At 59.3% G+C, this 25,034-nt stretch carries 21 protein-coding genes; 9 read left to right on the top strand and 12 right to left on the bottom strand.

What is annotated here, in order from left to right:
- Positions 1-7 precede the first annotated feature (7 nt).
- The 6 genes from ACYZT5_RS24325 to ACYZT5_RS24300 all read left to right on the top strand — a co-directional run bounded on the left by ACYZT5_RS24325 (position 8) and on the right by ACYZT5_RS24300 (position 6,057).
- Positions 8-1,384: a M16 family metallopeptidase gene (locus tag ACYZT5_RS24325; protein WP_462047743.1), complete on the top strand. Its 1,377-nt coding sequence runs from the start codon at positions 8-10 to the stop codon at positions 1,382-1,384.
- 76 nt (positions 1,385-1,460) lie between these two features.
- A complete protein-coding gene (locus ACYZT5_RS24320) occupies positions 1,461-2,492 on the top strand; it encodes a DUF5924 family protein (protein WP_462047742.1) in 1,032 nt (343 codons plus the stop codon).
- Between the two features lie 53 nt (positions 2,493-2,545).
- Complete coding sequence (locus ACYZT5_RS24315) at positions 2,546-3,694, top strand: ABC transporter permease (RefSeq protein WP_462047741.1); 1,149 nt, start codon at positions 2,546-2,548, stop codon at positions 3,692-3,694.
- Positions 3,691-4,494, top strand: coding sequence for an ABC transporter ATP-binding protein (locus tag ACYZT5_RS24310; RefSeq protein WP_462047740.1), 804 nt, complete (start codon positions 3,691-3,693; stop codon positions 4,492-4,494). Before ACYZT5_RS24315 ends, ACYZT5_RS24310 begins: the two co-directional genes overlap by 4 nt.
- A 1-nt stretch (position 4,495) precedes the next feature.
- On the top strand, positions 4,496-5,434 hold the full coding sequence (locus ACYZT5_RS24305) for an MlaD family protein (RefSeq protein WP_462047739.1): 939 nt from the start codon (positions 4,496-4,498) through the stop codon (positions 5,432-5,434).
- Positions 5,431-6,057 (top strand): ABC-type transport auxiliary lipoprotein family protein, encoded by a 627-nt coding sequence (locus ACYZT5_RS24300; protein WP_462047738.1) that lies wholly within the window; start codon positions 5,431-5,433, stop codon positions 6,055-6,057. The genes ACYZT5_RS24305 and ACYZT5_RS24300 overlap by 4 nt, the downstream gene beginning before the upstream one ends.
- Before the next feature lie 118 nt (positions 6,058-6,175).
- Here ACYZT5_RS24300 and ACYZT5_RS24295 read toward each other — a convergent pair whose 3' ends face one another.
- The 4 genes from ACYZT5_RS24295 to ACYZT5_RS24280 all read right to left on the bottom strand — a co-directional run bounded on the left by ACYZT5_RS24295 (position 6,176) and on the right by ACYZT5_RS24280 (position 10,170).
- On the bottom strand, positions 6,176-7,405 hold the full coding sequence (locus ACYZT5_RS24295) for a nucleoside recognition domain-containing protein (protein ID WP_462047737.1): 1,230 nt from the start codon (positions 7,403-7,405) through the stop codon (positions 6,176-6,178).
- Between the two features lie 102 nt (positions 7,406-7,507).
- Positions 7,508-8,839, bottom strand: a complete 1,332-nt coding sequence (gene gltP, locus ACYZT5_RS24290; protein ID WP_462047736.1) for a glutamate/aspartate:proton symporter GltP — start codon at positions 8,837-8,839, stop codon at positions 7,508-7,510.
- 797 nt (positions 8,840-9,636) lie between these two features.
- A complete protein-coding gene (locus ACYZT5_RS24285) occupies positions 9,637-9,801 on the bottom strand; it encodes a DUF1328 domain-containing protein (RefSeq protein ID WP_003177151.1) in 165 nt (54 codons plus the stop codon).
- Between the two features lie 81 nt (positions 9,802-9,882).
- Positions 9,883-10,170 (bottom strand): hypothetical protein, encoded by a 288-nt coding sequence (locus ACYZT5_RS24280; RefSeq protein ID WP_462047735.1) that lies wholly within the window; start codon positions 10,168-10,170, stop codon positions 9,883-9,885.
- 433 nt (positions 10,171-10,603) lie between these two features.
- On the opposite strand from ACYZT5_RS24280, the gene algB reads away from it, so the two are divergent.
- Complete coding sequence (gene algB, locus ACYZT5_RS24275) at positions 10,604-11,950, top strand: sigma-54-dependent response regulator transcription factor AlgB (RefSeq protein WP_462047734.1); 1,347 nt, start codon at positions 10,604-10,606, stop codon at positions 11,948-11,950.
- 10 nt (positions 11,951-11,960) lie between these two features.
- On the top strand, positions 11,961-13,751 hold the full coding sequence (locus ACYZT5_RS24270) for a KinB sensor domain-containing domain (protein ID WP_462047733.1): 1,791 nt from the start codon (positions 11,961-11,963) through the stop codon (positions 13,749-13,751).
- A 12-nt stretch (positions 13,752-13,763) separates the two neighbouring features.
- On the opposite strand, the gene ACYZT5_RS24265 is transcribed toward ACYZT5_RS24270, so the two are convergent.
- The 7 genes from ACYZT5_RS24265 to ACYZT5_RS24235 form a co-directional block, all read right to left on the bottom strand.
- Positions 13,764-15,377, bottom strand: coding sequence for an EAL domain-containing protein (locus ACYZT5_RS24265; RefSeq protein WP_462047732.1), 1,614 nt, complete (start codon positions 15,375-15,377; stop codon positions 13,764-13,766).
- 75 nt (positions 15,378-15,452) lie between these two features.
- Complete coding sequence (locus ACYZT5_RS24260; RefSeq protein ID WP_462047731.1) at positions 15,453-16,232, bottom strand: N-acetylmuramoyl-L-alanine amidase; 780 nt, start codon at positions 16,230-16,232, stop codon at positions 15,453-15,455.
- Positions 16,233-16,335: 103 nt separating this feature from the next.
- Positions 16,336-18,408, bottom strand: coding sequence for a GGDEF domain-containing protein (locus ACYZT5_RS24255; protein WP_462047730.1), 2,073 nt, complete (start codon positions 18,406-18,408; stop codon positions 16,336-16,338).
- Positions 18,405-19,283, bottom strand: a complete 879-nt coding sequence (locus ACYZT5_RS24250; RefSeq protein ID WP_462047729.1) for an endonuclease/exonuclease/phosphatase family protein — start codon at positions 19,281-19,283, stop codon at positions 18,405-18,407. The genes ACYZT5_RS24255 and ACYZT5_RS24250 overlap by 4 nt, the downstream gene beginning before the upstream one ends.
- A gap of 14 nt (positions 19,284-19,297) precedes the next feature.
- Complete coding sequence (locus tag ACYZT5_RS24245) at positions 19,298-19,939, bottom strand: thiol:disulfide interchange protein DsbA/DsbL (protein WP_462047728.1); 642 nt, start codon at positions 19,937-19,939, stop codon at positions 19,298-19,300.
- A gap of 200 nt (positions 19,940-20,139) precedes the next feature.
- Positions 20,140-20,751 (bottom strand): c-type cytochrome, encoded by a 612-nt coding sequence (locus ACYZT5_RS24240; RefSeq protein ID WP_462047727.1) that lies wholly within the window; start codon positions 20,749-20,751, stop codon positions 20,140-20,142.
- Between the two features lie 46 nt (positions 20,752-20,797).
- The gene (locus ACYZT5_RS24235; RefSeq protein ID WP_123356939.1) at positions 20,798-21,088 is read right to left on the bottom strand and encodes a c-type cytochrome; all 291 of its coding nucleotides are present in this window, start codon (positions 21,086-21,088) and stop codon (positions 20,798-20,800) included.
- Positions 21,089-21,279: 191 nt separating this feature from the next.
- Between ACYZT5_RS24235 and yihA the strand changes: the two genes are divergently transcribed.
- A complete protein-coding gene (yihA, locus tag ACYZT5_RS24230; protein ID WP_046044882.1) occupies positions 21,280-21,921 on the top strand; it encodes a ribosome biogenesis GTP-binding protein YihA/YsxC in 642 nt (213 codons plus the stop codon).
- A 301-nt stretch (positions 21,922-22,222) separates the two neighbouring features.
- Here the strand turns inward: yihA and polA are convergent, their stop codons facing one another.
- Positions 22,223-24,994: a DNA polymerase I gene (polA, locus tag ACYZT5_RS24225; protein ID WP_462047726.1), complete on the bottom strand. Its 2,772-nt coding sequence runs from the start codon at positions 24,992-24,994 to the stop codon at positions 22,223-22,225.
- Between the last annotated feature and the right edge of the window lie 40 nt (positions 24,995-25,034).

Raw genomic sequence — 25,034 nt, 5'->3', positions numbered from 1 at the left:
GCTCGTTATGCGTTGTCTGTTGTTCGCCTGTCTGTTGCTTGGCTCATTCCCTGCGTTTGCCCTGGATCGCTTCCAGGTCGAGGGCTATACGCTGCCCAACGGCCTGCAATTAATGCTCAAACCCGGCACCGAGCGCGGGCATGTGGCGATTCGTCTGGTGGTCGGCGTCGGCATTGATGATTTCAGTTGTGCCGATAAAGAGCTGCCGCACCTGCTTGAGCACTTGCTGTTCAGCGGCATCGACGCCACCGGCGAAGGAGGCCTGGAAGAACGCATGCAGGCCCTGGGCGGCGAGTGGAACGCCTACACCAGCAACGCCGACACGACGTTCGTCATCGAAGCCCCGGCGAAAAACCAGCGCAAGGTCCTCGACCTGCTGCTGGCACTGCTGACCCAAACCCGAATCGACGACAACGCGATCAACACCGCCAAACAAGTGGTCGAGCGCGAAGACGGCGGCCATTACTCGCACCTGCAACGCTGGCTGGATCGCCAGGATCTTGGCCACACGGCGAGTAATCAGCTGGCGGTGGAACTGGGCCTCAAATGCCCCGAGCGGCCTGAGGTCGATCACCTGACCCGCGAACAGCTGGAAAAGGTACGCAAGGCCTGGTACGCGCCGAACAACATGACCCTGATCGTGGTCGGCGACCTCGACCGATTGCTGCCGGCCTATCTGGAACGGTCTTATGGCGCGCTTGAAGCGGTCGACCCTACCGATCACCCGCCCCTGCCGGAAATCCAGGCCAGTGCTGCCCACGAGCGCACCCTGAGTCACGGTTTTGTCGGCGGCAGTGCCAAGTTGCATTGGCTGGTGCCGGAGCCGGTGCTGGAAGATCAGCACGACGAAACCTTCGACTTGCTTAAGGACTATCTGGACTGGGCGCTCTATCGCCAATTGCGCCTGGCCCATAGCTTGTCCTACGGGCCTTCGGCCGAGCGTGAGGTGTTTGGCGGCGTGGGTTTCATGAGCCTGAACGCCGACGTTGAACGCGATGACGTGTCCGAGGCCGAACAGGTGCTGGATGATCTGAAGGCCGGGTTGCTCAGGGACGGTCTCAATGCCAACAACTTCAACCGCCTCAAGCAGGCCGCCATCGCCCGCCAGGCCTGGGCCGTGCAAGGCAATAGCGCGTTGGCCGATTATTACTGGAGTGCCCTCGGGGACTACGAGAACGGCCGTTTCGCCGACCCGGCCAAGGAACTGCAAGGGGTGACGCTGGCGGAAGCAAACAAGGCCATGCGTGAATTGCTCATGCAGCCAGGCTACCTGCGGATCGAAAAGCCGTTGATCAGTGATGACCAGTTGATGTGGGCGATTGCCGGGGTGTTCGGGTTACTTGTACTCGGGCTGTTGGCTTGGCGAGTGCATCGCCGAAAGTAACCGGCACGCTCGCCACGCCGCCCTCTCGGCGGTTACCCTGTCGAGGATTTTTCCCACGACTATTGCGAACCGCCGAATGCCTACTCTGACCCTATACGTACAGCGCATCCTGGAATTGATGAAGCGCTACCCAGGGGTCATTGCGCTCGGTGGTTTCATTTCCGGGGTCGGCAGCTTCATTCTGGTGGATCGTCAGCAAGGTCTGGCGACCTGGATCACCACCATCATGCTGGTCAGCTGGATCTGGCTGATGCTGGAAAACAGCCTCACCAAGCTATTCGCCAGGATCTTCAAGCGCGAAATACCCCAGCCTTTGCTGCGTTACGCCACGCAGATGATCCACCAGGAAAGCCTGTTCTTCGTCCTGCCGTTCTTTTTTATCACCACCACCTGGAACAGCGGCCAGTTGTTTTTCACCGGGCTGCTGGGCATCGCCGCGCTGATTTCCATCATCGATCCGCTCTACTACAAATGGCTGGCGCCTCGGCGCTGGGCGTTCCTGGCGCTGCACACACTGACGTTGTTCGCTGCACTGCTGACCGCCCTGCCCGTCATCCTGCACCTGACCACCTCCCAGAGTTTCAAACTGGCCTTGGGCACCGCCGTCGTGCTGTCGTTCCCGAGCCTGGCGTCGATCTTCCCGATTCGTACCGTGCGCAACGCGCTGGCGATACTGAGCATCACCCTAGGCATCGGCGGCGTTGGCTGGGTGCTGCGTTCGTGGGTTCCGCCGGCGACGCTGTGGATGACCGATGTGGCGATCAGTACGCAAATGCAGGACCGTAACCCCGGCGACAGTCTCGATGAAGTCAGCGCCGACCAGATCCGTGGTGGCGGCCTGTACGCTTACACCGCGATCAACGCTCCGCGTGGTCTGGAGGAGCGGATCTATCATGTGTGGCAGTTCAACGGCAAAGAGGTCGACCGCATCCCTCTGGACATCCACGGCGGGCGCAAGGAAGGCTACCGCGCCTGGACCCACAAGCAGAATTTCCCCGGCAACCCCACGGGTAAATGGCAGGTTCGGGTGCTGACCGAAGATGGCCAGGTCATCGGTGTGTTGCGCTTCGAGGTAAAGGACAACAAGCCTGCGACTGCCGCAAAGTAACCCGTTCGTGCTATTACGTAGATCTGCGTAATAGCCGATAAAGCACGGAGCTTATGACCAGCAGCACAATGGCCGGCAGTGCCCAATTGGACACCTCTCACTCCCCTGCTCAGTTGCGGGTCTCGGGTGACTGGACGCTTGCCCATTACGCCGATCTCAAGCACCTGAGCGAAAAGCTCCACGGCCAATACAACGACAGCACTCACATCGACCTCAACGGTCTCGGCGCGCTCGACACCGCCGGCGCGTCGTTGCTGGTGGAGTTGCTCGGGTCCGAGCGCTTGGGCCGATCCGCCGAACATCCCGATTGCACACTGTCCTCTGCCGACCGGGCCTTGTTGCAGACGGTCTATTGCTCGCTGACCGACTTCTGCGTGCCGATCAAGGAACCGGAAATCAGCGTCGGCATTCAACTGCTGACCCGCATCGGCCGCGCGGTCGACGCGGTCTGGCAGGACACCCTGCAACTGCTGGGTTTCGTCGGCCTGATTCTGGAAACCATCGCCCGCGGTCTGTTTCGCCCCAAGCGCTGGCGCATCACGCCGATGGTGGCGCACATCGAACAGACCGGCCTCGACGCCGCCCCCATCGTCGCCCTGCTGACCTTTTTGGTGGGCGCCGTGGTGGCGTTTCTCGGCGCGACGGTGCTGGCGAGTTTCGGCGCGAGTATTTTCACCGTGGACCTGGTGGCGTTCTCCTTCCTGCGCGAATTCGGTGTGTTGCTGACCGCGATTCTGATGGCCGGCCGCACCGCCAGCGCGTTCACCGCGCAGATCGGCTCGATGAAAGCCAACGAAGAAATCGACGCTATTCGCACCTTGGGCCTCGACCCGATGGAGTTGCTGGTGGTGCCGCGAGTGTTGGCCCTGCTGGTCGCGCTGCCGATGCTGACCTTTCTGGCGATGCTCTCGGGGATTGTCGGCGGCGGTGTGGTTTGCGCGGTGTCGCTGGATATTTCGCCCGCGATGTTCCTGTCGCTGCTGCAATCGGACATCGGCGTTCAGCACTTCCTGGTCGGGATCGTCAAAGCGCCGATCTTCGCGTTTTTGATCGCCGCCATCGGCTGTCTTGAAGGCTTCAAAGTCAGCGGCAGCGCCGAGTCCGTCGGCGCGCACACCACGTCGAGCGTGGTCCAGTCGATTTTCGTGGTGATCGTGCTCGACGCCGTGGCCGCGCTGTTTTTCATGGAGATGGGCTGGTGAGTCGTCTACCCCGAGTGCCTTCCGAGGCGGTGATCGAAGTCCGCGGCCTGTGCAATCGCTTCGGCCGCCAGAGCGTGCATGAGAACCTCGACCTGGATTTGTACAAAGGCGAAATCCTCGCCGTGGTCGGCGGCTCCGGCAGCGGTAAATCGGTGTTGTTGCGCAGCATCGTCGGGTTACGCCAGCCCAGCGAAGGTGTGGTGAAGGTCTTTGGAAAAAACCTGCCAACGCTGTCCGAACACGAGCGCTCGAAGGTCGAACGGCGCTTCGGCGTGCTGTTCCAGAAAGGCGCCCTGTTCTCTTCGCTGACGGTCACCGAGAACATCGCCCTGCCCTTGATCGAGCATGCCGGTTTGAGCCGAGAGGACGCCGAACACTTGGCGGCAGTGAAAATGGCCTTGGCCGGGCTACCGCTGTCGGCGGCCGACAAGTACCCCGCTTCGCTGTCCGGCGGCATGATCAAGCGTGCGGCACTGGCTCGCGCTCTGGCGCTGGATCCGGACATCCTGTTTCTCGATGAACCCACCGCCGGCCTCGATCCGATTGGCGCGGCCGCGTTCGATCAATTGATTCTGACCCTGCGCGATGCGTTGGGCCTGAGTGTGTTTCTGGTCACCCACGACCTCGACACGCTCTACACCATCACCGACCGGGTGGCGGTGCTGGCGCAGAAGAAAGTGCTGGTGGCGGACGCCATCGACAAGGTCTCGGAAACCGACGACGCGTGGATTCACGAATACTTCCATGGCCCTCGCGGCCGCGCGGCGCTGACGGCCGCTCAACAGCTTAAGGAGGTCTGACATGGAAACCCGAGCCCATCATGTATTGATCGGCCTGTTCACCGTGATTGTGGTGGCGGGCGCCCTGCTCTTCGGCTTGTGGCTGGCCAAGTCCAGCGTCGACACCGAGTTCAAGGATTACGAGATTGTCTTCAACGAGGCCGTCAGCGGCCTGTCCAAGGGCAGCGCCGTGCAGTACAGCGGGATCAAGGTGGGTGACGTGGTGACTCTGCGTCTGGACCCGAAAGACCCGCGCCGGGTATTGGCGCGAATTCGCCTGGGCGGTGACACTCCGATCAAGGAAGACACCCGGGCCATACTGGCGCTGACCGGGATTACCGGGACCTCGATCATCCAGCTCAGCGGCGGTACTCCGCAGAGTCCGAAGCTCAAGGGCAAGGACGGTGATTTACCGACGATCATTGCATCGCCCTCACCCATCGCCCGTCTGCTGAACGACAGCAATGACCTGATGGCTGGCGTGAACATGCTGATGCATAACGCCAACCAGATGTTTTCCGCGGAAAACGTCGCCCGTATCAGCAGCACCCTTGAGCATCTGGAGCAAACCACCGGAACCATCGCCGACCAGCGCGGCGATATCCGTCAGGCGATGCAGCAACTGGCGTCGGTCGGCAAGCAGGCCGGCGGGATGCTGGAACAGACATCGGCGCTGATGCGCAATGCCAACGGTATGCTCAACGATCAAGGCAAGCAGATGTTCGGCAGCGCCGAGCAGGCGATGAAGTCGCTGGAACAGAGCAGCGCGACCATCAACACGTTGCTCACGACCAATCAGGATTCGCTCAACAGCGGCATGCAAGGCCTCAATGGCCTGGCCCCGGCGGTGCGTGAGCTGCGCGATACCCTGACATCGTTGCGGGCTATTTCCCAGCGTCTGGAAGCCAACCCCGCCGGTTATTTGCTGGGCAATGACAAGAACAAGGAGTTCACGCCATGAAGCTGCCTCACCTCGCCCTCCTCGCCGGCTTCATGGTGCTCAGCGCCTGCTCGATCCTGCCCAAGTCCGAGCCGTCCGATGTCTATCGGTTGCCTTCGGCCCAGAGCAGCGCATCGGCCAGTCACGGGACGCCGCAACGCTGGTCGTTGCGCCTGACCAAGCCGCAGGCCAGCGAGGCGTTGAACAGCCCCAAGATCGCCGTGATCCCTCAGGGTGATCTGATCAGCAGCTACAAAGCCTCGCGATGGAGCGACCCGGCACCGGTGTTGCTGCGCAATCGTTTGTTGGATGGTTTCCAGCGTGATGGACGGGTTTCATTGCTGAGCACCGACGACAGCAATTTCCAGGCTGATCTGGAGCTGGGCGGCAGTCTTCAGGCGTTCCAGACCGAGTACCAAGGCACGGCTGCCAGCGTGGTCGTGCGTCTGGATGCATTGCTGGTGCGCGGTTATGACCAGCGAATCCTCGCCAGCCGACGCTTTGAAGTGCGCCAGCCATTGAGCGATGTGAAGGTGCCAGCGGTGGTGGCCGGGTTTGGCCAGGCCAGTGATCAACTGACGGCGCAGGTGATCGCTTGGGCGGTTGAGCAAGGACAGAAAGTGGCTCCTCCACCAAGACCCTGAGCCCGACACAAATCAACTGTGGGAGCGAGCCTGCTCGCGATAGCGGAGTGACAGCCACGTTTATGTCGGCTGATACACCGCTATCGCGAGCAGGCTCGCTCCCACAAGGGTTTTTCTTTTAGCCGAAGAACCAGTAGCAAACCCCGATGGCGCCTAGAACGCCGGCAAGCTCCGCCAGCAACGCACACCCCACCGCATGCCGCGCCCGCTGGATCCCCACCGCGCCGAAGTACACCGCCAATACATAGAAGGTCGTTTCGGTACTGCCCTGAATCGTCGCCGCCACGAGTGCCGGGAAGCTGTCCACGCCGGACGTTTTCATGGTTTCGATCAGCATCGCCCGGGCGGCACTGCCGGAGAACGGCTTGACCATGGCGGTCGGCAGCGCATCGACGAAGCGCGTGTCCCAACCGGCCCATTCCACTAGGTGCCGAATGCCGTCCAGGCCAAAATCCAGCGCTCCGGACGCGCGCAGCACGCCCACCGCGCACAGCATCGCCACCAGATACGGCAGCAGGTTCTTGGCCACGTCGAAGCCTTCTTTGGCGCCTTCGATGAACGCTTCGTAGACCTTGACCTTACGTAACGCGCCGATCACCAGAAACAGCATGATCAGCCCGAACAGCGTCAGGTTGCCGAGGATCGATGACAGGCCGGCCAGAGCGGTCGCCGAGAGCGTCGCCAGCAGCGCCATGAAGGCACCGAGGGCGAGGGCACCGGGAACCAGGTACGCGAGCACCACCGGGTCCCACAGGCGCAGACGCTGCATGAACGCCACCGACAGCAGGCCGACCAACGTCGAGCAACTGGTGGCGAGCAGGATTGGCAGGAACACCAAGGTCGGATCGGGCGCACCTTGCTGGGCGCGATACATGAAGATCGTCACCGGCAGAAGGGTCAGGGAGGAGGCGTTGAGCACCAGGAACAGAATCTGCGCATTGCTGGCGATGGTGTCGCTGGGGTTGAGCTCTTGCAGCGCCTTCATGGCTTTAAGGCCGATCGGCGTGGCGGCGTTGTCCAGGCCCAGGCCATTGGCGGCAAAGTTCAGCGTGATCAGGCCGATGGCTGGGTGACCCGCCGGGACTTCGGGCATCAGGCGCAGAAACAATGGGCCGAGCGCCTTGGCCAGCCACTCGACGATTCCGGCCTTCTCGGCAATCCGCAGAAAGCCCAGCCAGAGGGTGAGGGTGCCGAACAGCAGGACCATCACCTCGACCGACAATTTAGCCATGGCGAAAATGCTTTCCACCATCGCCGCGAAGATCCCGGCGTTACCGCCGATCAACCACTGCGCCAGCGCCGATACGGCTGCCACGATGAAGAAGCCAAGCCACAGGCCATTGAGCATCAGTTAAATCCCCCGAAGAATGCGGCGAATGATAGCGGGGTAGCCAGAAACGACAAACCCCGGATTTCTCCGGGGTTTGTTTTGGCTCTAATGCAGGATGACTCAGTTGCTGGAAACTTCACCGACCGGCAACTTTTCCTTGCTGCGCCAGTGCGGCAGGGAGTTCCAGTAGCGTTGGCCCTTGGCATCGTCGTACATGCCTTCCCAGCGGGAGATGACCAATACGGCCAGGGCATTGCCGATTACGTTCAGCGCGGTTCGGGCCATGTCCATGATCCGGTCGACACCCGCGATGAACGCCAGGCCTTCGAGTGGAATGCCGACGCTGCCCAGGGTGGCCAGCAACACCACGAAGGACACACCCGGTACGCCGGCGATGCCTTTGGAGGTGACCATCAGGGTCAGCACCAGCAGCAATTGCTGGCTGATGGACAGGTCGATGCCGTAGAGCTGGGCAATGAAGATTGCCGCGATGCTCTGGTACAGGGTCGAACCATCGAGGTTGAACGAGTAGCCGGTCGGGACCACGAAGCTGCAAATGGCTTTCGGCGCGCCGTAGGCTTCCATCTTCTCGATAACGCGCGGCAGCACGGTTTCGGAGCTGGCAGTGGAGTAGGCCAGCACGAGCTCATCCTTGAAGATGCGCATCAGCTTGATCACCGAGAAGCCAAACAGGCGAGCGATCAGGCCCAGCACCACGAAGGCAAAGAAGGCGATGGCGACGTAAACCAGGATCACCAGTTTGGCCAGCGGCAGCAGGGAGGCGAAACCGAAGTTGGCCACGGTCACCGCGATCAGTGCGAAAACGCCGATCGGGGCGTAGTTCATGATCATGTGAGTGACTTTGAACATGCTTTCCGACACGCCCTGGAACATCTTCACCAGCGGCTCGCGTAGGTCCGATTGCAGGCTCGAAAGACCGAGGCCGAACAAAACGGAGAAGAAAATGATCGGCAGCATCTCGCCGCGGGCCATGGCCGCGAAGATGTTCGACGGGATCAGGTTGAGGATGGTTTGGACGAACGCATGTTCATGCTGAACTTCGGCGGCAGTGGCCTGGTACTTGGAAATATCCACGGTACCCAGGGTGCTCATGTCGATGCCGGTGCCCGGATGGAACACGTTGGCCAACACCAGACCGACCACAATGGCGATGGTGGTGACGATCTCGAAGTAAAGGATGGTCTTGAGGCCAATGCGCCCGAGTTTCTTCGCGTCACCGACGCCTGCAATACCGACGATCAACGAAGAGATCACGATCGGGATCACAATCATCTTGATCAGACGGATAAAGATATCGCCTGCCGGTTGCAGGACGTTGCTGACCCACCAGGCTTTTTCGGCACTGAAATGGTTGAGCAGCGCACCGATTGCAATCCCCAATACCAGACCGATGAGGATCTGCCAGGCGAGGCTAAGCTTTGCCTTCTTCATATCTTTACCCTTACTTGCGTTTGACTCAGGCAGATGCAAAAACTGGAACGCTTGTGGCGAAAAAGTCTTGTGCCTCTACCCCCGTATAAAGGTGCCCCGGAGCGCTTGTTATCGGCTCTCTGGCAGGCGAAAAAAGGCGCAACTATTCCGATGCAAGGAAGCAACGTCTAATGCCGTAAACGCCTACCCTATGCCGAATCGGCATGAGCTTTTTCAACTGAAACTCGCGTCCCAGCCGGTTCGAATACGACATTTCGGCAGGCATAAGTGCCGTGAACCGGCCATCACAGAGGAGGTTGGTTGTTTTTTGAGCGGAGGAATGCGGGCTAAAACTTGGGAAAAAGCCTACGTTAAATCGCGAAAATTCTCGGTCTTTTATCCGCAGATTTCTCGATATACGGTCACCAAAAAAAACACCGTGACAGGGTTTTACGAGGGATTAACGGAGGTGGAGTGGAGGAGGCGAGCAGAACGCTCTAGGACAACGCTTTACGCTGAGAAGCTCTTCGCAAGTCCGTCGAGTCATGAGTGACCGGCGAACTTGCGTCGCAGCTTTTGCCTGACCCGGCCCTTGCGCAGGCACCCCATGTGCCCGTAGGTCACTCCGCCCCTGAAACAGGCAGAACGTCCCGACCCCTTGGTCATGCGTCTACCTTCCTCGGGTAGCGCAGTGGAAAGAAGCCATGCTGCTTCTTTCATGTTACGAATTCAGTACCAGTGTGGATCTTTCGCTGTTGCCATGGCACAACCGCCCAGAAGCAGGGCGGCTGCCAGTGTCTTTAACGAAACGCTCATATTCAGCCTCGACCGCGACGGCCAAAGAAGAAGGAAGCAATAAACATCACCAGGAACACGACAAAGAGAATCTTGGCGATACCCGTGGCGGTGCCCGCGATACCACCGAAGCCCAGTACCGCAGCGATGATGGCAATGATCAAGAATGTGATTGCCCAGCTCAACATGGTGATTCTCCTTACGCTTCTATTTAGAGATGTTACTTGTGGTGCTTTTCCCGGCGCATTGAACGCGCCAAGTTCGTGTGTTTAGAACACCCAACGTTCCTGACGAGGCATCTCATCCACAGGCTGAGCCTGGTCGACGTCCATCATTCGCATCGGCGCGCTGTCAGCGTGGTTATTGCTGGCGGCACTGAAATGGGTCTGGGTCGGATGCTGAGTCGACAGGCGTGGCGCTTCTTGCTGCTGGCTCTGCTCCCACCGCTGAAACAGCTGGCCGCCGATCAAGGTGATCAATAGCGCCAGAACAGCAAACAGGCCTTGTTGGATAGGCAGTGGCGAGATACGCAACTGGGCGGCACGTTGGCGACTCATCCTGAAGCTCCTCCCACACGGTGGTGATCTTGTTGGGGCGACGTTTCAATGCCCTGGTTAAGCAGACTATTGCAGCCTGCATGCCAGTTTTTCATGAGAATAAAAATGAATAAAATCAATTAGTTATGAATGATGTGGGATTCGAATCGGACGCATCCTGCACGATGGTCCTTTTGGAGTCGTGCGTAATGCACGATAAATTCGTAGGGACTTTCAATATTTTTGAATTGCGAGGAGGGCATGGATGTCACAAGGGGAGACCGGTAACTGCCTGTGAACCGGCTATCTGATAAAAAAACAACAAAATCAGGCGATTAGCCGTAGGGTGAGGAGAGAGCTACGCTGCTATGGCTGGAATCGACCAGAATCAACCATGCAACTTGCCCGATTTTTCCGGGACTAACCAAGATCATTCATTAAGGAGCGTAGGAAAATGGAATCAGCCACTGAGCATCAAGGCCGCATTCTGCTGGTGGACGATGAGTCCGCCATCCTGCGTACTTTCCGCTATTGCCTCGAAGATGAAGGCTACAGCGTCGCTACCGCCAACAGCGCTGCTCAGGCTGATGCACTGCTTCAGCGCCAAGTCTTCGACCTGTGCTTCCTCGACCTGCGTCTGGGTGAAGACAATGGCCTCGATGTACTGGCCCAAATGCGCATTCAGGCACCCTGGATGAGGGTGGTGATCGTCACCGCTCATTCGGCTGTGGATACCGCCGTGGATGCCATTCAGGCCGGTGCCGCCGACTATCTGGTCAAGCCTTGCAGCCCCGACCAATTGCGTCTGGCCACCGCCAAACAGTTGGAAGTGCGGCAACTGTCGGCACGTCTGGAAGCCCTTGAGGGCGAAGTGCGCAAACCCAAGGATGGCCTGGACTCTCACAGCCCGGCCATGAAGGTAGTGCTCGAAACCGCCCGCCAGGTGGCCAGCACCGATGCCAATATTTTGATTCTTGGCGAATCTGGCACCGGCAAAGGTGAGCTGTCCCAGGCCATTCACGGCTGGAGCAAGCGCGCGAAGAAATCCTGCATCACGATCAACTGCCCGTCCCTGACCGCCGAACTCATGGAAAGCGAGCTCTTCGGCCACAGCCGTGGCGCGTTCACCGGGGCCAGCGAAAGTACTCTTGGTCGTGTCAATCAGGCCGACGGTGGGACGCTGTTTCTTGACGAGATCGGCGATTTTCCGTTGGTTTTGCAACCTAAACTGCTGCGTTTCATCCAGGATAAAGAATACGAACGGGTGGGCGACCCGGTCACCCGCCGCGCCGATGTGCGCATCCTCGCGGCCACTAACCAGAACCTTGAAGACATGGTCCGCGATGGCCGTTTCCGCGAAGACCTGCTCTACCGCCTGAACGTCATCACCTTGCACCTGCCGCCTCTTCGCGAGCGCAGGGAAGATATTGTAAATCTGGCTGATCGCTTTCTGGCCCGTTTCGTCAAGGAGTACGCGCGTCCGGCTCGTGGCTTCAGCGACGAAGCCCGCGAAGCGCTGCTCGGCTACCGCTGGCCGGGGAACATCCGGGAGCTGCGCAACGTTGTGGAGCGGGCAAGCATTATTTGTCCACAGGAGCGGGTCGAGATCAGCCACCTGGGCATGGCCGAAACGCCGGTCAACAACGCACCACGGATCGGCGCTGCGCTGAGTCTGGATGAGTTGGAAAAAGCCCACATCGGAGCGGTCCTCGCCACCGCAGACACACTGGACCAGGCCGCCAAGACCCTGGGTATCGATGCCTCGACGTTGTACCGCAAACGCAAGCAGTACAACTTGTGAGCTGTCTGCGATGAAACTGGCGATGAAGTTGCGCACGCGGCTGTTTCTGAGTATTTCCGCACTGATCACCGTGGCGCTGCTTGGGCTGTTGCTCGGGCTGGTCAGCGTCATGCAGATGGCGGGTACCCAGGAAGCGCTGATTCGCAATAATTTCGTCACGCTCGACCTGGGGCTGAAATTGCGTCAAACCCTGGACGATCAACTGATCATCATGCTCAGCGAAAAGCCAGATCCTGCGGCGTTCGAGGCGTCCAGGCAGCATTTTTTTCAGTTGCTTGATGACGGCATTGCCCATACCCCGACGGGTGATGAGCTCCAGTACGGCTTCGAGCAGGCCAAGGCTGACTACCAGAGCTTTCTGCAAGCGTACGACTCGTCACGTGACTCGACCCACGTGTTGAGTGGCAACGAAGTACTCACAGAAAAATTCAATACGCTGCGCAATGGTTTGATCGCCGAGCAGAAGCGTGCGCTGGATAACATCACTGCCACCGAACGGCAGGCTCGAGAGAGGGCGCTGCTGGTTGCCGGCCTGCTCGGGCTGGTGGGGCTGGCGGTGCTGATCATCGGCTTCATCACCGCCCACGCTATCGCTCGACGTTTTGGTGCACCGATCGAGGCCCTGGCCCAGGCGGCGGACAACATCGGCCAAGGTAATTTCGAAGTGACGCTACCGATTTCCTCGGCAATGGAAATGAACCAGCTGACCAAGCGCTTCGGGATCATGGCCGAGGCCTTGCGCGAGCATCAGGCTACCAATGTCGATGAGCTGCTCGCAGGCCAGCAACGATTGCAGGCCGTGCTCGACAGCATCGACGATGGGTTGCTGATGATCGACCGCGATGGTCATTTGGAACACCTCAACCCAGTGGCGCAGCGTCAGTTGGGTTGGGATACCGATCGTCTCGGTCAAGGTCTGGGTACGGCGCTTGAGCGTCCCGAACTCGATGATCAACTGCAGCTGGTGCTGCGTGGCGGCACCCTGGAGCGGGCGCCGGAAGACCTGAGTATCGAGGTCGACGGTGAGTCGCGATTGCTGACCTTTAGCCTGACACCGGTCAGCCATACACAGGGCCATATTCTCGGCGCCGTGATGGTGCTGCATGACGTCACCGAACAGCGTGCATTTGAACGGGTGCGCAGCGAGTTCGTACTGCGCGCCTCCCATGAATTGCGAACGCCGGTCACCGGGATGCACATGGCGTTTGGCCTGTTCCGCGAGCGCGCGCACTTTGCCGAGGACTCGCGTGAAGCTGATCTGCTGGACACCGTGAACGAAGAGATGCAGCGCTTGATGCAGTTGATCAACGACCTGCTGAACTTCTCCCGCTATCAGAACGGATTACAGAAACTCACGCTGGCGCCGTGCGCCATCGAGGAGTTGCTGGAACAGGCCAGGGAACGTTTTGCCGGCCCTGCAAAAGAGAAGCGCATCGACCTGTCGGTGGAGGTGCAAGGGCCATTACCGCGATTGCAGGCTGATCAGCCGCAGCTGGACCGGGTGCTCGATAACCTGATCGACAACGCGCTGCGCCACACCGCCCCCGGCGGGCAAATACGTTTGCAGGCTCGACGCCATGGAGAGCGAGTCATCATCAGCGTCGAGGATAACGGCGAAGGCATTGCCTACGGCCAGCAGGGGCGGATTTTCGAGCCCTTTGTACAGGTGGGTCGCAAGAAGGGTGGTGCCGGGCTCGGTCTGGCACTGTGCAAGGAAATCGTGCAATTGCATGGCGGACGGATGGGCGTTTATTCGCGGCCAGGGCAGGGTACCCAGTTCTATATGGCGCTGTCGGTATAAGCCGCAGCCGCTTCAGGCTTCGTCATCGAGACGTCGAGCGGCCAATCGGCGACCACGGGTAATCAGCTCGATGAACTGCACCGCACTCAACGCATGGGCGAAGAGCCAGCCCTGACCGAACTTCACGCCTTCACTACTCAGAAACGCTGCCTGGGACTCATGTTCGATGCCTTCGGCTATCACTTTCAGTTGCAGGGCCTGGGCCATGTGAATGATGTGCGGTGCGACACCGCTACTCGCAACGTCATGACCCAGCGCATCGATAAACGCCTTATCGATTTTGAGGTAGTCGACTGGCAGGGTTTGCAGATAGGCGAGGCTGCAATAGCCGGTGCCAAAGTCATCAATCAGCACCTGATGCCCCACATCCCGTAAGGCTTGCAGGTTTTCCCGAGCTACGACGACATCGACCAATCCCCGCTCGGTGACCTCAAAGGCAATTTGCTTTGCTGCGACGCGGTGCAAGGTCAGCAAGCGCGCCATCACCTGGCCTATACGCGGCACCATAACGTCGCAGGCCGCCAGATTGACCGAAATGTACAGTTGTGGATTGGCCCGCAACAATTGACCAAGCTGCTCAAGCAGGCGCTGCAGGACGAAGTCGGTCATTTGGCGGATCTGGCCGGTGTTCTCCGCCATCGGAATGAACAGGTCGGGGCTGGTCAGGGTGCCGTCCGGCCTTCGCCAGCGCAACAAGGCTTCGGCTCCAACACAGTTGCGACTGTCGAGGTCGAAGATCGGTTGGTACAACACCTGCAATTCGCCTCGCCGTATGGCGCCACTTAGTTCGGCGTCCAGCGACTGTCGCTGGCGCACCAACAGAAGCACCAGAAAGCCCACACACACCGCCAGCACCATGCTGGCCGGTAGCAACCACCACCAGACCGCAGGCACATGCATGCGGGTGCGCGGGCTGATCAGCACCAATTGGTATTCCGGATTGTTGGTTGGCATGCGGTAAATCAAGCGGGACTGCGTGACCTGTAGCGCGTCGCCGCTTTTCGGGGGCCAGGGTTCGGTCGGTGGCCAGACCTGGGAGACACCCAGTACCGGAATCGCGCGCGTGCCGTGGTCGAGTACCACCAGAAGGCTGCTTCCCGGTGACAAGTCGACCATGTCAGTCAAATGCCCGCGAGACGTCGCGACACGAAAATTGCCGCGCCCGAGCATCAGCGCGGCACGGTTTTCATCGGGTTCGGTGGTGGTGTTCAGCCAGTAGCTGTAGGTCGGGCCTTTGATGTCCGGCGGTCTTATCATCGACAGCCCTTCCTGGCGGGGGCGGTTGGAGCAGATCCGCGAGGCATCCATATAGACGGCTTCGTAAACGAAACGGTAATTGAAGCCGACCTGCTGCAAGGTCGCGATCATTTCGTCATCGCAGCCCCGTAACGGCTGGGCTTCCAGGTCGTCGAGGCTTTCACGCAACTGCCCGAAAAGTTGCTCCAGGCGAGCAAGGAAGCGCTCACCTTGGGCATTCATCTCTTCGCTTTCGCTCTGCTCGACTTGATGCATGGCCACGAACAGGCTGCCGGCCATCAGGAATGTCGCGCTCAAGGCAGCAGCCAGTATCGCCAAAAACCATGGGCGATAGAACCAACTACGTAATGTCTCTCGAGCAGCAGGCATATGGAATATCCGAAGAATTACCAATGAGTTATAGCTGCTGATTGGAAAAAAGCCCTGACCGTCGGGCGGGCGTCATTATTTTGTCTGATTCAATACTTGTAAAAGCGCCGCGGTTTGCGCATCCGGTGTGCCATCGAAACGAGACGGTCGGAAGTGCATCTGAAAGGCCGCAATCACATGACGCGTCGCAACATCCAGTTCGCCGGTTTGCGGCGTGGGATAACCCAGGCCGGCCAGCTGTGCCTGAAACCAACTGATGGTTGGCGGCTGTACTTCGAACTGTGCTTGCTGGCGCGTTACGGCCTGCTCGTTCGGCCAGATTCCAAGGCCTTCGGCAGCCAGACGCTTCCAGGGGAACAGCGGCCCCGGATCGAGCTTGCGCAGTGGGGCTATGTCGCTATGACCAATGATACTGCGTGGATTGATGGCGTAACGCTTACTGATGTCCTTGAGCAGGACGATCAGAGACTGGACCTGGTCTTCGCTGTAGGGGTACCAAAGGCGTCCGGTAGGGGTGTCCTTAAAACCTGGATTGACGATTTCTATGCCAATGGAGCTGGAGTTCAACCAGGTCCGGCCTTGCCATTCGCTTTCCCCGGCGTGCCAGGCTCGGAGGTTTTCATCCATCAGCTTGTAGATGGTGGCGCCCTTGTCGTCGCCAATCAGATAGTGGCTGCTGACGTCGCCATGGGTCAGCAGTTGCAGCGAGCGCTCCAGTGACGCGGAAGTGTAATGCACCACCACGAACTGAATGCGGCTGTCGTGATTGGCTGAAGGGTGACTGGTGTCGAACCGAGGGCCGCTGGCGCAACCGGCCAACAGAATCAGCGACACGATGAGGGTTAGGGATTTCATGGCAGAAGGCAATACACGCAAGACAGTAATGCAACAGTGTAACGTACTGCCTTGCGCTCAGACGGCCAACGTGAAGTTTTAAACAAAATGGAACAATTGAGCGTCAGCCCAATTCTATCCGGTTGCGGCCGGCATGTTTCGCCCGATATAGCGCCTGATCGGCTCTTTTAAGCACCAGATCGCTATGTTCGCCGGGTTTGAACGCAGTCAGCCCCATGGAAATGGAGATGGTCACCGGCTCACCCTTGAAGTGGAAAGGGCAGGCTTCGATCGACGCGCGCAGGTTTTCCAGTAGTTTCGCGCCGACAGCCGGTACTGTCGCGGGCATCAGCAGGACAAACTCCTCACCGCCAAACCGGGCAATGAAATCCGTCCCGCGCAGGCGCTTGCGGAGCACGCTGGCGATGATTTTCAGCACTTTGTCGCCCGCCAGGTGACCATAGTTATCGTTGATACGTTTGAAATGGTCGAGGTCGAGCATTGCCAGCAACAGGGAGTTGCCCTGTTGCTGCCATTGGCTGATTTCGTGATCCAGCTGTTCGCTCCAGGCTGCCCGGTTAGGCAAGCCGGTCAGCGGATCGATCAAGGCTTTCTGGCGTTGCTCTTCGAGATGCTCGCGGTAGCCCAAGGCTTCCTGCTCCATGTGCGCAACGCGTTCGGCCAGACCATGAAGGCGGGCCGCCACTTCCTGCTCGCGCTCGTCACGCTGCCTCTGGTGCTGGTCCATAGTGCCGAGCAGGCCTTCCAGATGGTTTTCCAGGACGTGCTTGAGATCGTCCAGGTTGGCCGCGTCGTGCATGCTGTTCTGCAAGCCGTCGACCTGCTCGCGGATCTGGGTGTCCATCTCTCGTGCGGCAGAACGGTTGTCGGCATGGCCCTCGCTGGCGGCTTGCAAGTTGCTTTGGAACGACTCGAGGCGCTCGTTGAGCTGCTGCAAATAGGCTTCGAATTCGTGCTGGCCGCTGTCGGTGATTGCCAGCATCAAGGTTGCCAGATCATCGAGAATTGGCAGCAATTCGTACCAGTTCAGGCCATTTTTCAATCGATCACGCATGGCTTCGGCTTGCGGACGATGACGCTCGGGGAGCGTCAGGTCGTCGAGTAAGCCCAGAAGCGTGTCTTCGATGTGCTTGGCCACCGAGCTATAGGACGGTTCGGGTGAGTCCGGCAGGGCGTAGAGAATATCCGGCTCGGGTTGTTCAGGGCCGGCGGCTGCCAACACCTGGGTCATGGCCGGGGGTAGCGGCAGGCTGTCGAGGTAAGCCACCGGGGTTAGTTCGTCGGGATTGAGTGCCGGTGGAGCCTGTGTGGCTGGCTCGATGATCAATGGAGCCGGTTCTTCCGGATGTTCAATGCCCGGTTGCGTCTCTGGCGTCTTGGCGCGTGCTTGCTCTGGCTCAAGTACCGGCGGGACAAATGCTACAACGGCAGGAGAAGGCGCTGCTGCGGGCAATGTCTCGATCGTTACTGGCTCGGGTGCAGCAGCGGTAGCGGCGACGTGTGCGACCGCCACTTGCGGCTTATCGACATTTGGCGCGAGATCGACGTTTACCTGTGGTCTCTCGGCATGAGGCACAGCAATCGCTTCGGCATGCTGCAGGGTGGGCGTCGGGACAGTGGCGGGGATGACCTGTAATGCCGTTTCATCCGTTTCACGGCTACCAAACAGTCGTTGAAGCAAACCGGGGCGGCCGGGTTCCGCCGGATTTTCAAGCTGACCCAAGGCTTTGCCTTGCAGACCACTCAGTTCGCTGAGCAGCAACGGAATTTCGCGCGCCTGCCCGACCCTTGTATCCAGATGCTTGGCGAAGTTTTTCAGCGGCCGGGTCACTTCCCGGGGCAGCGGTAATGTTTGCAGCTGGGAGACCAGCGCGGTCAGTGCGGCGCTGGTCTGATTGACACGGGTTTCCCGGCGCTGTTCGGAGTCGAGCACGGCTTTTTCCAGCCGCGGGAGCAGGGCGGCCAGACCGGCGTCCATGTCATCGGAGCGCACGATTTCGCGCATTTCCTTCATGCACTGGTCAACCGCGCGATCGGTACCTTCTGCGGCCAGGGTGCTGCGCACCAGCCCGCGGCGCAGCAGATCGAGCCGGGCGTCCCATCGACGCTCGAGCTTTTCCTGTTGTTCGATGCTTTTGAGGTATTTCTCTTTCCAGCGCTGTGCTTCGTCGCTCATTCATGGGATCCGCGAGGGGCAGGACTCAACGCGGGCAATGCATCAGCCGTGAGCGAACCCGGCAGACGAATCTCTACCGCGACCGGCAGGTGATCGGAAATGGGTTGTGCCAGCACCTCGACCTTTTCAAGGGTCAGGGTAGGGCTCAGCAGAATATGATCCAGGCAGCGCTGCGGGCGCCAGCTAGGGAACGTCGCTTCCAGTTGCGGCGCGAGCAGACCAAGGTCGCGCAACGGGGAGTTTTGCAGCAAGTCACTGGCGTGGGTATTCATGTCGCCCATCAGCACCTGGTGTTTATAGCCGCCGATCAACTCGCGGATGTAAGCCAGTTGCATGCTGCGGGCGCGAGCGCCCAGCGCCAGGTGCATCATGACCACCACCAACGCCTCAGGACCTTCGCCAAAGCGCACCAGAATCGCCCCGCGACCCTTGGGCCCCGGTAGCGGATGATCTTCAATCGCCCACGGGCGCAGGCGGCTGAGCACACCATTGCTGTGCTGGCCGAGGCGACCGAGGTTGCGATTGAGTTGTTGATACCAGTAGGGGAATGCACCGAGCTGGGCCAGGTGTTCAACCTGGTTGACGTAGCCTGATCGCAGGCTGCCGCCATCGGCCTCCTGCAAGGCGACCAGATCGAAGTCGCCCAACAGGTTGCCGATCTTTTGCAGATTGTCGGCACGCCCGGTGTGCGGCAACAGATGCTGCCAGCCCCGGGTCAGGTAGTGCCGATAGCGCTCAGTACTGATGCCGACCTGGATATTGAAACTGAGCAAGCGCAGACGGCTATCTGCGGGCAAACCCGTCGATTCCAGATGATGCTCGTTGACCCGCGGATCATGCAGGCCAACGATGCGTTCAGTACCCCAGCGGCGCATGGCAGGCCCCGCGCTTAGTTGGCAGCAGCCTTGTTAGCCGCTCGCTCTTTGTCGACCAGTTTGTCGGCCAGTTGCAGTGCTTGTTCGGCACCGCCGGCAGAGCCCACGTCGAAGCGATACTTGCCGTTGACGATCATGGTTGGAACACCGGAGATTTCATATTTCTTGGCCAGCTCTTTGGCCTGGACGATCTTGCCCTTGATGGCGAAGGAGTTGAAGGTGGCCAGGAATTTGTCTTTGTCGACGCCCTGAGTGGCCAGGAACTCTGCCATTTCTTCTGGAGTCGTCAGTTTCTTGTGTTCTTTCTGGATGGCTTCGAAAACTGCCGCGTGAACCTTGTGCTCAACGCCCATGGCTTCCAGGGTCAGGAACATTTGACCGTGAGCATCCCAAGGGCCGCCGAACATGGCTGGAATACGCACGAAATTCACATCGGAAGGCAGTTTCTCAACCCAAGGATTGATCACCGGTTCAAAAGCGTAGCAGTGCGGGCAGCCGTACCAGAAGAGCTCCACGACTTCGATCTTGCCAGGCACGGCGACCGGAACCGGATTGGTCAGTTCGACATAAGGGGCGGCGGGTGCTTCAGCAGCTTGGGCAGTCATGCCGAACAGGCTGGCAGCGACGAGTGCGGCGCTGATGATCAGATTACGCATGCTTTACTCCTGGACAATTTGGGTCGCCTCGCGCGACCTGTTTTCAGACAGGTCCTGGCGGGCTTGAGTTCTGTAGTGTAACGGCAGCGGCCACAAAAAAGGGCGGCCAAAGCCACCCTTTTTATGCTTGCATCGACGGATTAATCGAGCGTTAACGTTGCAGGAGATGTGCACCTCTCGCAACGCCCGATTCGCCGGCCTTAGTGCAGGCCTTGAATGTAACTGGACACCGCTGCGATATCTTCGTCGCTCAGCCTTTTGGCAATGGTTTGCATGGTTTTGGTGTCACCGTCATTGGTGCGGCCGCCTTCTTCTTTGCGGAAGTCGGTCAGTTGCTTGCCAATGTATTGAGCGTGCTGCCCACCCAGATGCGGGAAGCCGGCGGCCGCGTTACCCGCGCCATTCGGCGAGTGGCAGCCGGTGCAAGCTGGCAGGCCCTTGGCCAGATCACCACCACGGAACAGGGCTTCACCGCGAGCCACGACTTTCGGGTCGGCGGCGCCAACGCTGCCTTTCTGGCTGGCGAAGTAGGCGGCGATATCGGCCAGGTCCTGATCGCTCAGGTTGGTCAGCAGCCCGGTCATTTCCAGTACCGTGCGTTTGCCGGACTTGATGTCGTGTAGCTGCTTGTTCAGATAACGTTCGCCCTGGCCTGCCAGTTTCGGAAAGTTAGGCGCCATACTGTTGCCATCCGGGCCATGACAGGCGCCACATACTGCGGCTTTCGCCTGGCCAGCAGTCGCATCACCTGCAGCATGGGCAATGCCGGAGATCCCCACGGTCAACAGCAGACTCACGATCAATTTGTTCATCAGCTAATCCAACTACGGCTAAGGGTTAAGGAGTTATGGGCCGGGATCACTCGCTCATCCACTGGATGATTGCTCGGTAATCCTCGGCACTGCAGTCCATGCACAAACCACGCGGCGGCATCGCCTTGAAACCCTGGGTCACGTGTTGCACCAGCGTCTCCATACCTTTCGCCAACCTCGGCGTCCAAGCTTCCTGATCGCCCTTTTGAGGCGCCATGGGTAGTTGGCCGGAATGACAGGCACCACAAACACGGTTGTACACAGCTTCCGGATCCTGTGTAGCCTGAGCGCTGTAAAGCGGCATCAAGACACCGGCAGCTAGCAGCCATTTCGTCATAAAACGACCTTTTCAGGGTTGAGAGCGTGCTGCGTTCTAGTGCGCAATCAAGGTCAATCGCTCTCGTGAACTTCATCCTACGCTGGGACAAAGCGCACACAAAATCTGCGGCATTATATACTGGCGTCACTGAAACGGAAACGACACTGCTCGCCGCGTCCATTCCCGGCGCCGCCCACATCGGAAATCCCATGCAACTCAAGAATCCCATCCTCGGTCTGTGCCAACAGTCCACCTTCATGCTCAGCGCTGCCAAAGTCGACCAATGTCCCGACGACGAAGGCTTTGAAGTGGCCTTCGCCGGGCGTTCCAACGCCGGCAAGTCCAGTGCTCTGAACACTCTGACGCACGCCAGTCTGGCGCGAACCTCGAAAACTCCGGGTCGCACACAGCTCTTGAACTTCTTCAAGCTAGACGATGATCGTCGTCTGGTCGACCTGCCGGGTTACGGTTACGCGAAAGTGCCTATCCCGTTGAAGCTGCACTGGCAGCGTCACCTGGAAGCCTATTTGGGTGGTCGTGAGAGTTTGAAAGGTCTGATTTTGATGATGGACATCCGTCATCCAATGACCGACTTCGACTTGCTGATGCTCGACTGGGCCGTCGCCAGCGGCATGCCGATGCACATTTTGCTGACCAAAGCCGACAAGCTGACCTACGGCGCAGCGAAAAACGTCCTGCTCAAAGTTCAGGCAGACATCCGCAAGGGTTGGGGTGATGCGATCAGTATCCAACTGTTTTCGGCGCCAAAACGCATGGGCCTGGAAGACGCCTACACTGTACTGGCGGGCTGGATGGAACTGGCGGACAAGGGTGCCGAGCTCGCGGAGTAAGCCATTTGCAAAAACCGCGGGCAAAAAAAACCCCGGACTTCTTATGGGGAGGGGGAAGTTCCGGGGTTCAAGTTCCGGACCGCTAGGGCGGGGTCCAGATTATCTGCCAACACTTAACACAACATTAGGAGCATCGAAGGGCTTCACCACCCATTCAGTAACTCTGAGTGGCGATTCAGAAGATTAGTTCAGAATTTTTTAAAAAGCCTTTGGAATAGCCCCGCGCATTTTCCGAACTAAGCGCCCTTCGTCCTTTCTGCCGCGGCACTATGCCGCAGCGGAAGTCGTCTTTTCAGACGGCTCAGTGAGCTTCATCCCAGTTATTTCCTACGCCAACCTCGACCAAAAGCGGCACATCAAGCTTCGCTGCGTCGCTCATGTGCGCGCGAATTTCATCACGGACCTGGTCGACCAAATCTTCCCGCACTTCCAGAACCAATTCATCGTGCACCTGCAGAATGACTTTGGCGTCGAGGCCTGACGCTGTCAGCCAGCTGTCCACTGCAATCATGGCTTTCTTGATGATGTCCGCCGCGGTGCCTTGCATCGGTGCGTTGATCGCTGTGCGTTCGGCACCTTTGCGCAGGGCCGGGTTTTTCGCATTGATTTCCGGCAGGTACAAGCGACGACCAAAGATGGTTTCGACGAAACCTTGCTCGGCGGCCTGGGCGCGGGTGCGCTCCATGTATTCCAGCACGCCTGGGTAACGGGCGAAGTAACGGTCGATGTAGGCCTGGGATTGCTTGCGATCAACGCCAATCTGCTTGGCCAGGCCAAACGCGCTCATGCCGTAGATCAAGCCGAAGTTGATCGCCTTGGCACTGCGCCGTTGGTCGGTGGTGACGTCCGCCAGTTCAACCCCGAAGACTTCCGCTGCGGTGGCTTTGTGCACGTCCAGATCGTTGCGGAAGGCGTGGAGCAAACCTTCGTCCTTGGCCAGGTGAGCCATGATCCGCAGTTCGATCTGTGAATAGTCGGCGGCCAGCAGCTTGTAGCCTTTGGGCGCGACGAACGCCTGACGAATCCGACGACCTTCGGCGGTGCGGATTGGAATGTTCTGCAGGTTCGGATCGCTGGACGACAAACGCCCGGTCGCCGCTACGGCTTGGTGATAAGAGGTGTGAATCCGTCCGGTGCGCGGATTGATCTGCTCTGGCAGGCGATCGGTGTAGGTGCTTTTCAGCTTGCTCATCGAGCGGTACTGCATCAGCACTTTGGGCAGCGGGAAATCCTGTTCGGCCAGTTCCGCCAGCACGGCTTCGGCGGTGGACGCCTGGCCCTTGGCTGTTTTGCTGAGGATCGGCAGGCCGAGTTTTTCGTACAGGATCACGCCCAATTGCTTCGGCGAGCCGAGGTTGAATTCTTCCCCGGCGATGGCGAACGCCTCACGCTCGAGGGCGACCATTTTCTCGCCCAGTTCAACGCTCTGGATGCCCAGCAAGTTGGCATCGACCAGCGCACCCTGACGTTCGATTCGTGCCAGCACCGGCACCAACGGCATTTCGATTTCGCTCAGGACCTTGCTCAGGCTCGGAATTGCGTTGAGCTTTTCCTGCAAGGTTTGATGCAAACGCAGCGTCACGTCGGCGTCTTCGGCGGCGTAAGGCCCGGCCAGCTCCAGGGAGATCTGGTCAAACGTCAGTTGCTTGGCGCCTTTGCCGGCGATGTCCTGAAAACCGGTGGTGGTGTGATTCAGATATTTGAGCGCCAGACTGTCCATGTCGTGACGGGTCGCGGTGGAGTCCAGCACGTAGGATTCGAGCATCGTGTCGAAAGCGACGCCTTGCACGGTGATACCGCAGCTCTGATCGCCACCAATGGCGCAGTTGGCCAGGATGTTCATGTCGAATTTGGCGTGTTGGCCGACCTTAAGCTTGTTCGGGTCTTCCAGGATCGGTTTCAGTGCCCGTAGCACGGTGTCGCGATCGAGCTGGTCGGGCACGCCCATGTAGGAGTGGGTCAATGGGATGTAGGCCGCTTCGTTGGCTTGTACAGCGAAAGACAGACCGACCAATTGCGCCTGCTGCGCATCGATGCCAGTGGTTTCGGTGTCGAAGGCAATCAGCTTGGCGTCGTTGAGCTTCTTCAGCCACAGGTCGAAGTCTGCCTGGGTGAGGATCGTTGTGTACTTGAGCTCAGTCTCGACAGCGGCTTCTTCAGCCACCGGAGCAGTCACTTCCTGGCCGGAACGCTTGGCGTCGCGCTGGTTCTCTTCGAACCAGCTCTTGAACTCCAGCACGGTATAGAGCTCGGCGAGCTTGTCGTGATCCGGCTTGCCCATTTGCAGGTCGTCGAGGCCGATATCAAGCGGCACGTCGATCTTGATGGTTGCCAATTGATAGGAGAGAAACGCCATCTCCTTGTGCTCTTCGAGCTTGGCCGGCAGGGTCTTGGCCCCGCGAATCGGTAGGGTCGGGACGATGTCGAGCTGCGAATAGAGCTCGGTCAGGCCACCGTTCACACCGACCAACAGGCCGGAGGCAGTCTTAGGACCAATGCCTGGAACGCCCGGAATGTTGTCGGAAGAATCGCCCATCAATGCCAGGTAATCGATGATCTGCTCGGGAGCGACGCCGAATTTCTCCTTCACGCCCTCTACGTCCAGCGCGCTACCGGTCATGGTATTGACCAAGGTAATGTGGCCGTCGACCAGTTGTGCCATGTCCTTGTCGCCGGTGGAGATCACCACTGGGCGGTCGGCCGCCGCGCTGCTGCGGGCCAGGGTGCCGATCACGTCATCGGCCTCGACGCCCTCGACGCACAACAGCGGAAAGCCCAGGGCGATCACGCTTTGGTGCAGCGGCTCGATCTGCACGCGCATGTCGTCGGGCATGCTCGGGCGGTTGGCTTTGTACTCGGCGAACATTTCGTCCCGGAATGTCCCACCCTTGGCGTCGAACACCACGGCGAACGGACTGTCGGGGTACTGCTTGCGCAGACTCTTGAGCATGTTCAGCACGCCCTTGACCGCACCGGTCGGCAGGCCTTTGGACGTGGTCAGTGGTGGGAGGGCGTGAAAGGCGCGGTACAGGTAAGAAGAACCGTCCACCAGGACGAGGGGAGCTTGGCTCATGAGCAGGATCAACCTTTTCGGCGGGTCCGGCGCTAGAATA

This window comes from Pseudomonas sp. LB3P14, from assembly GCF_054898045.1.
This window is presented reverse-complemented; position numbering and strand designations above follow the sequence as displayed.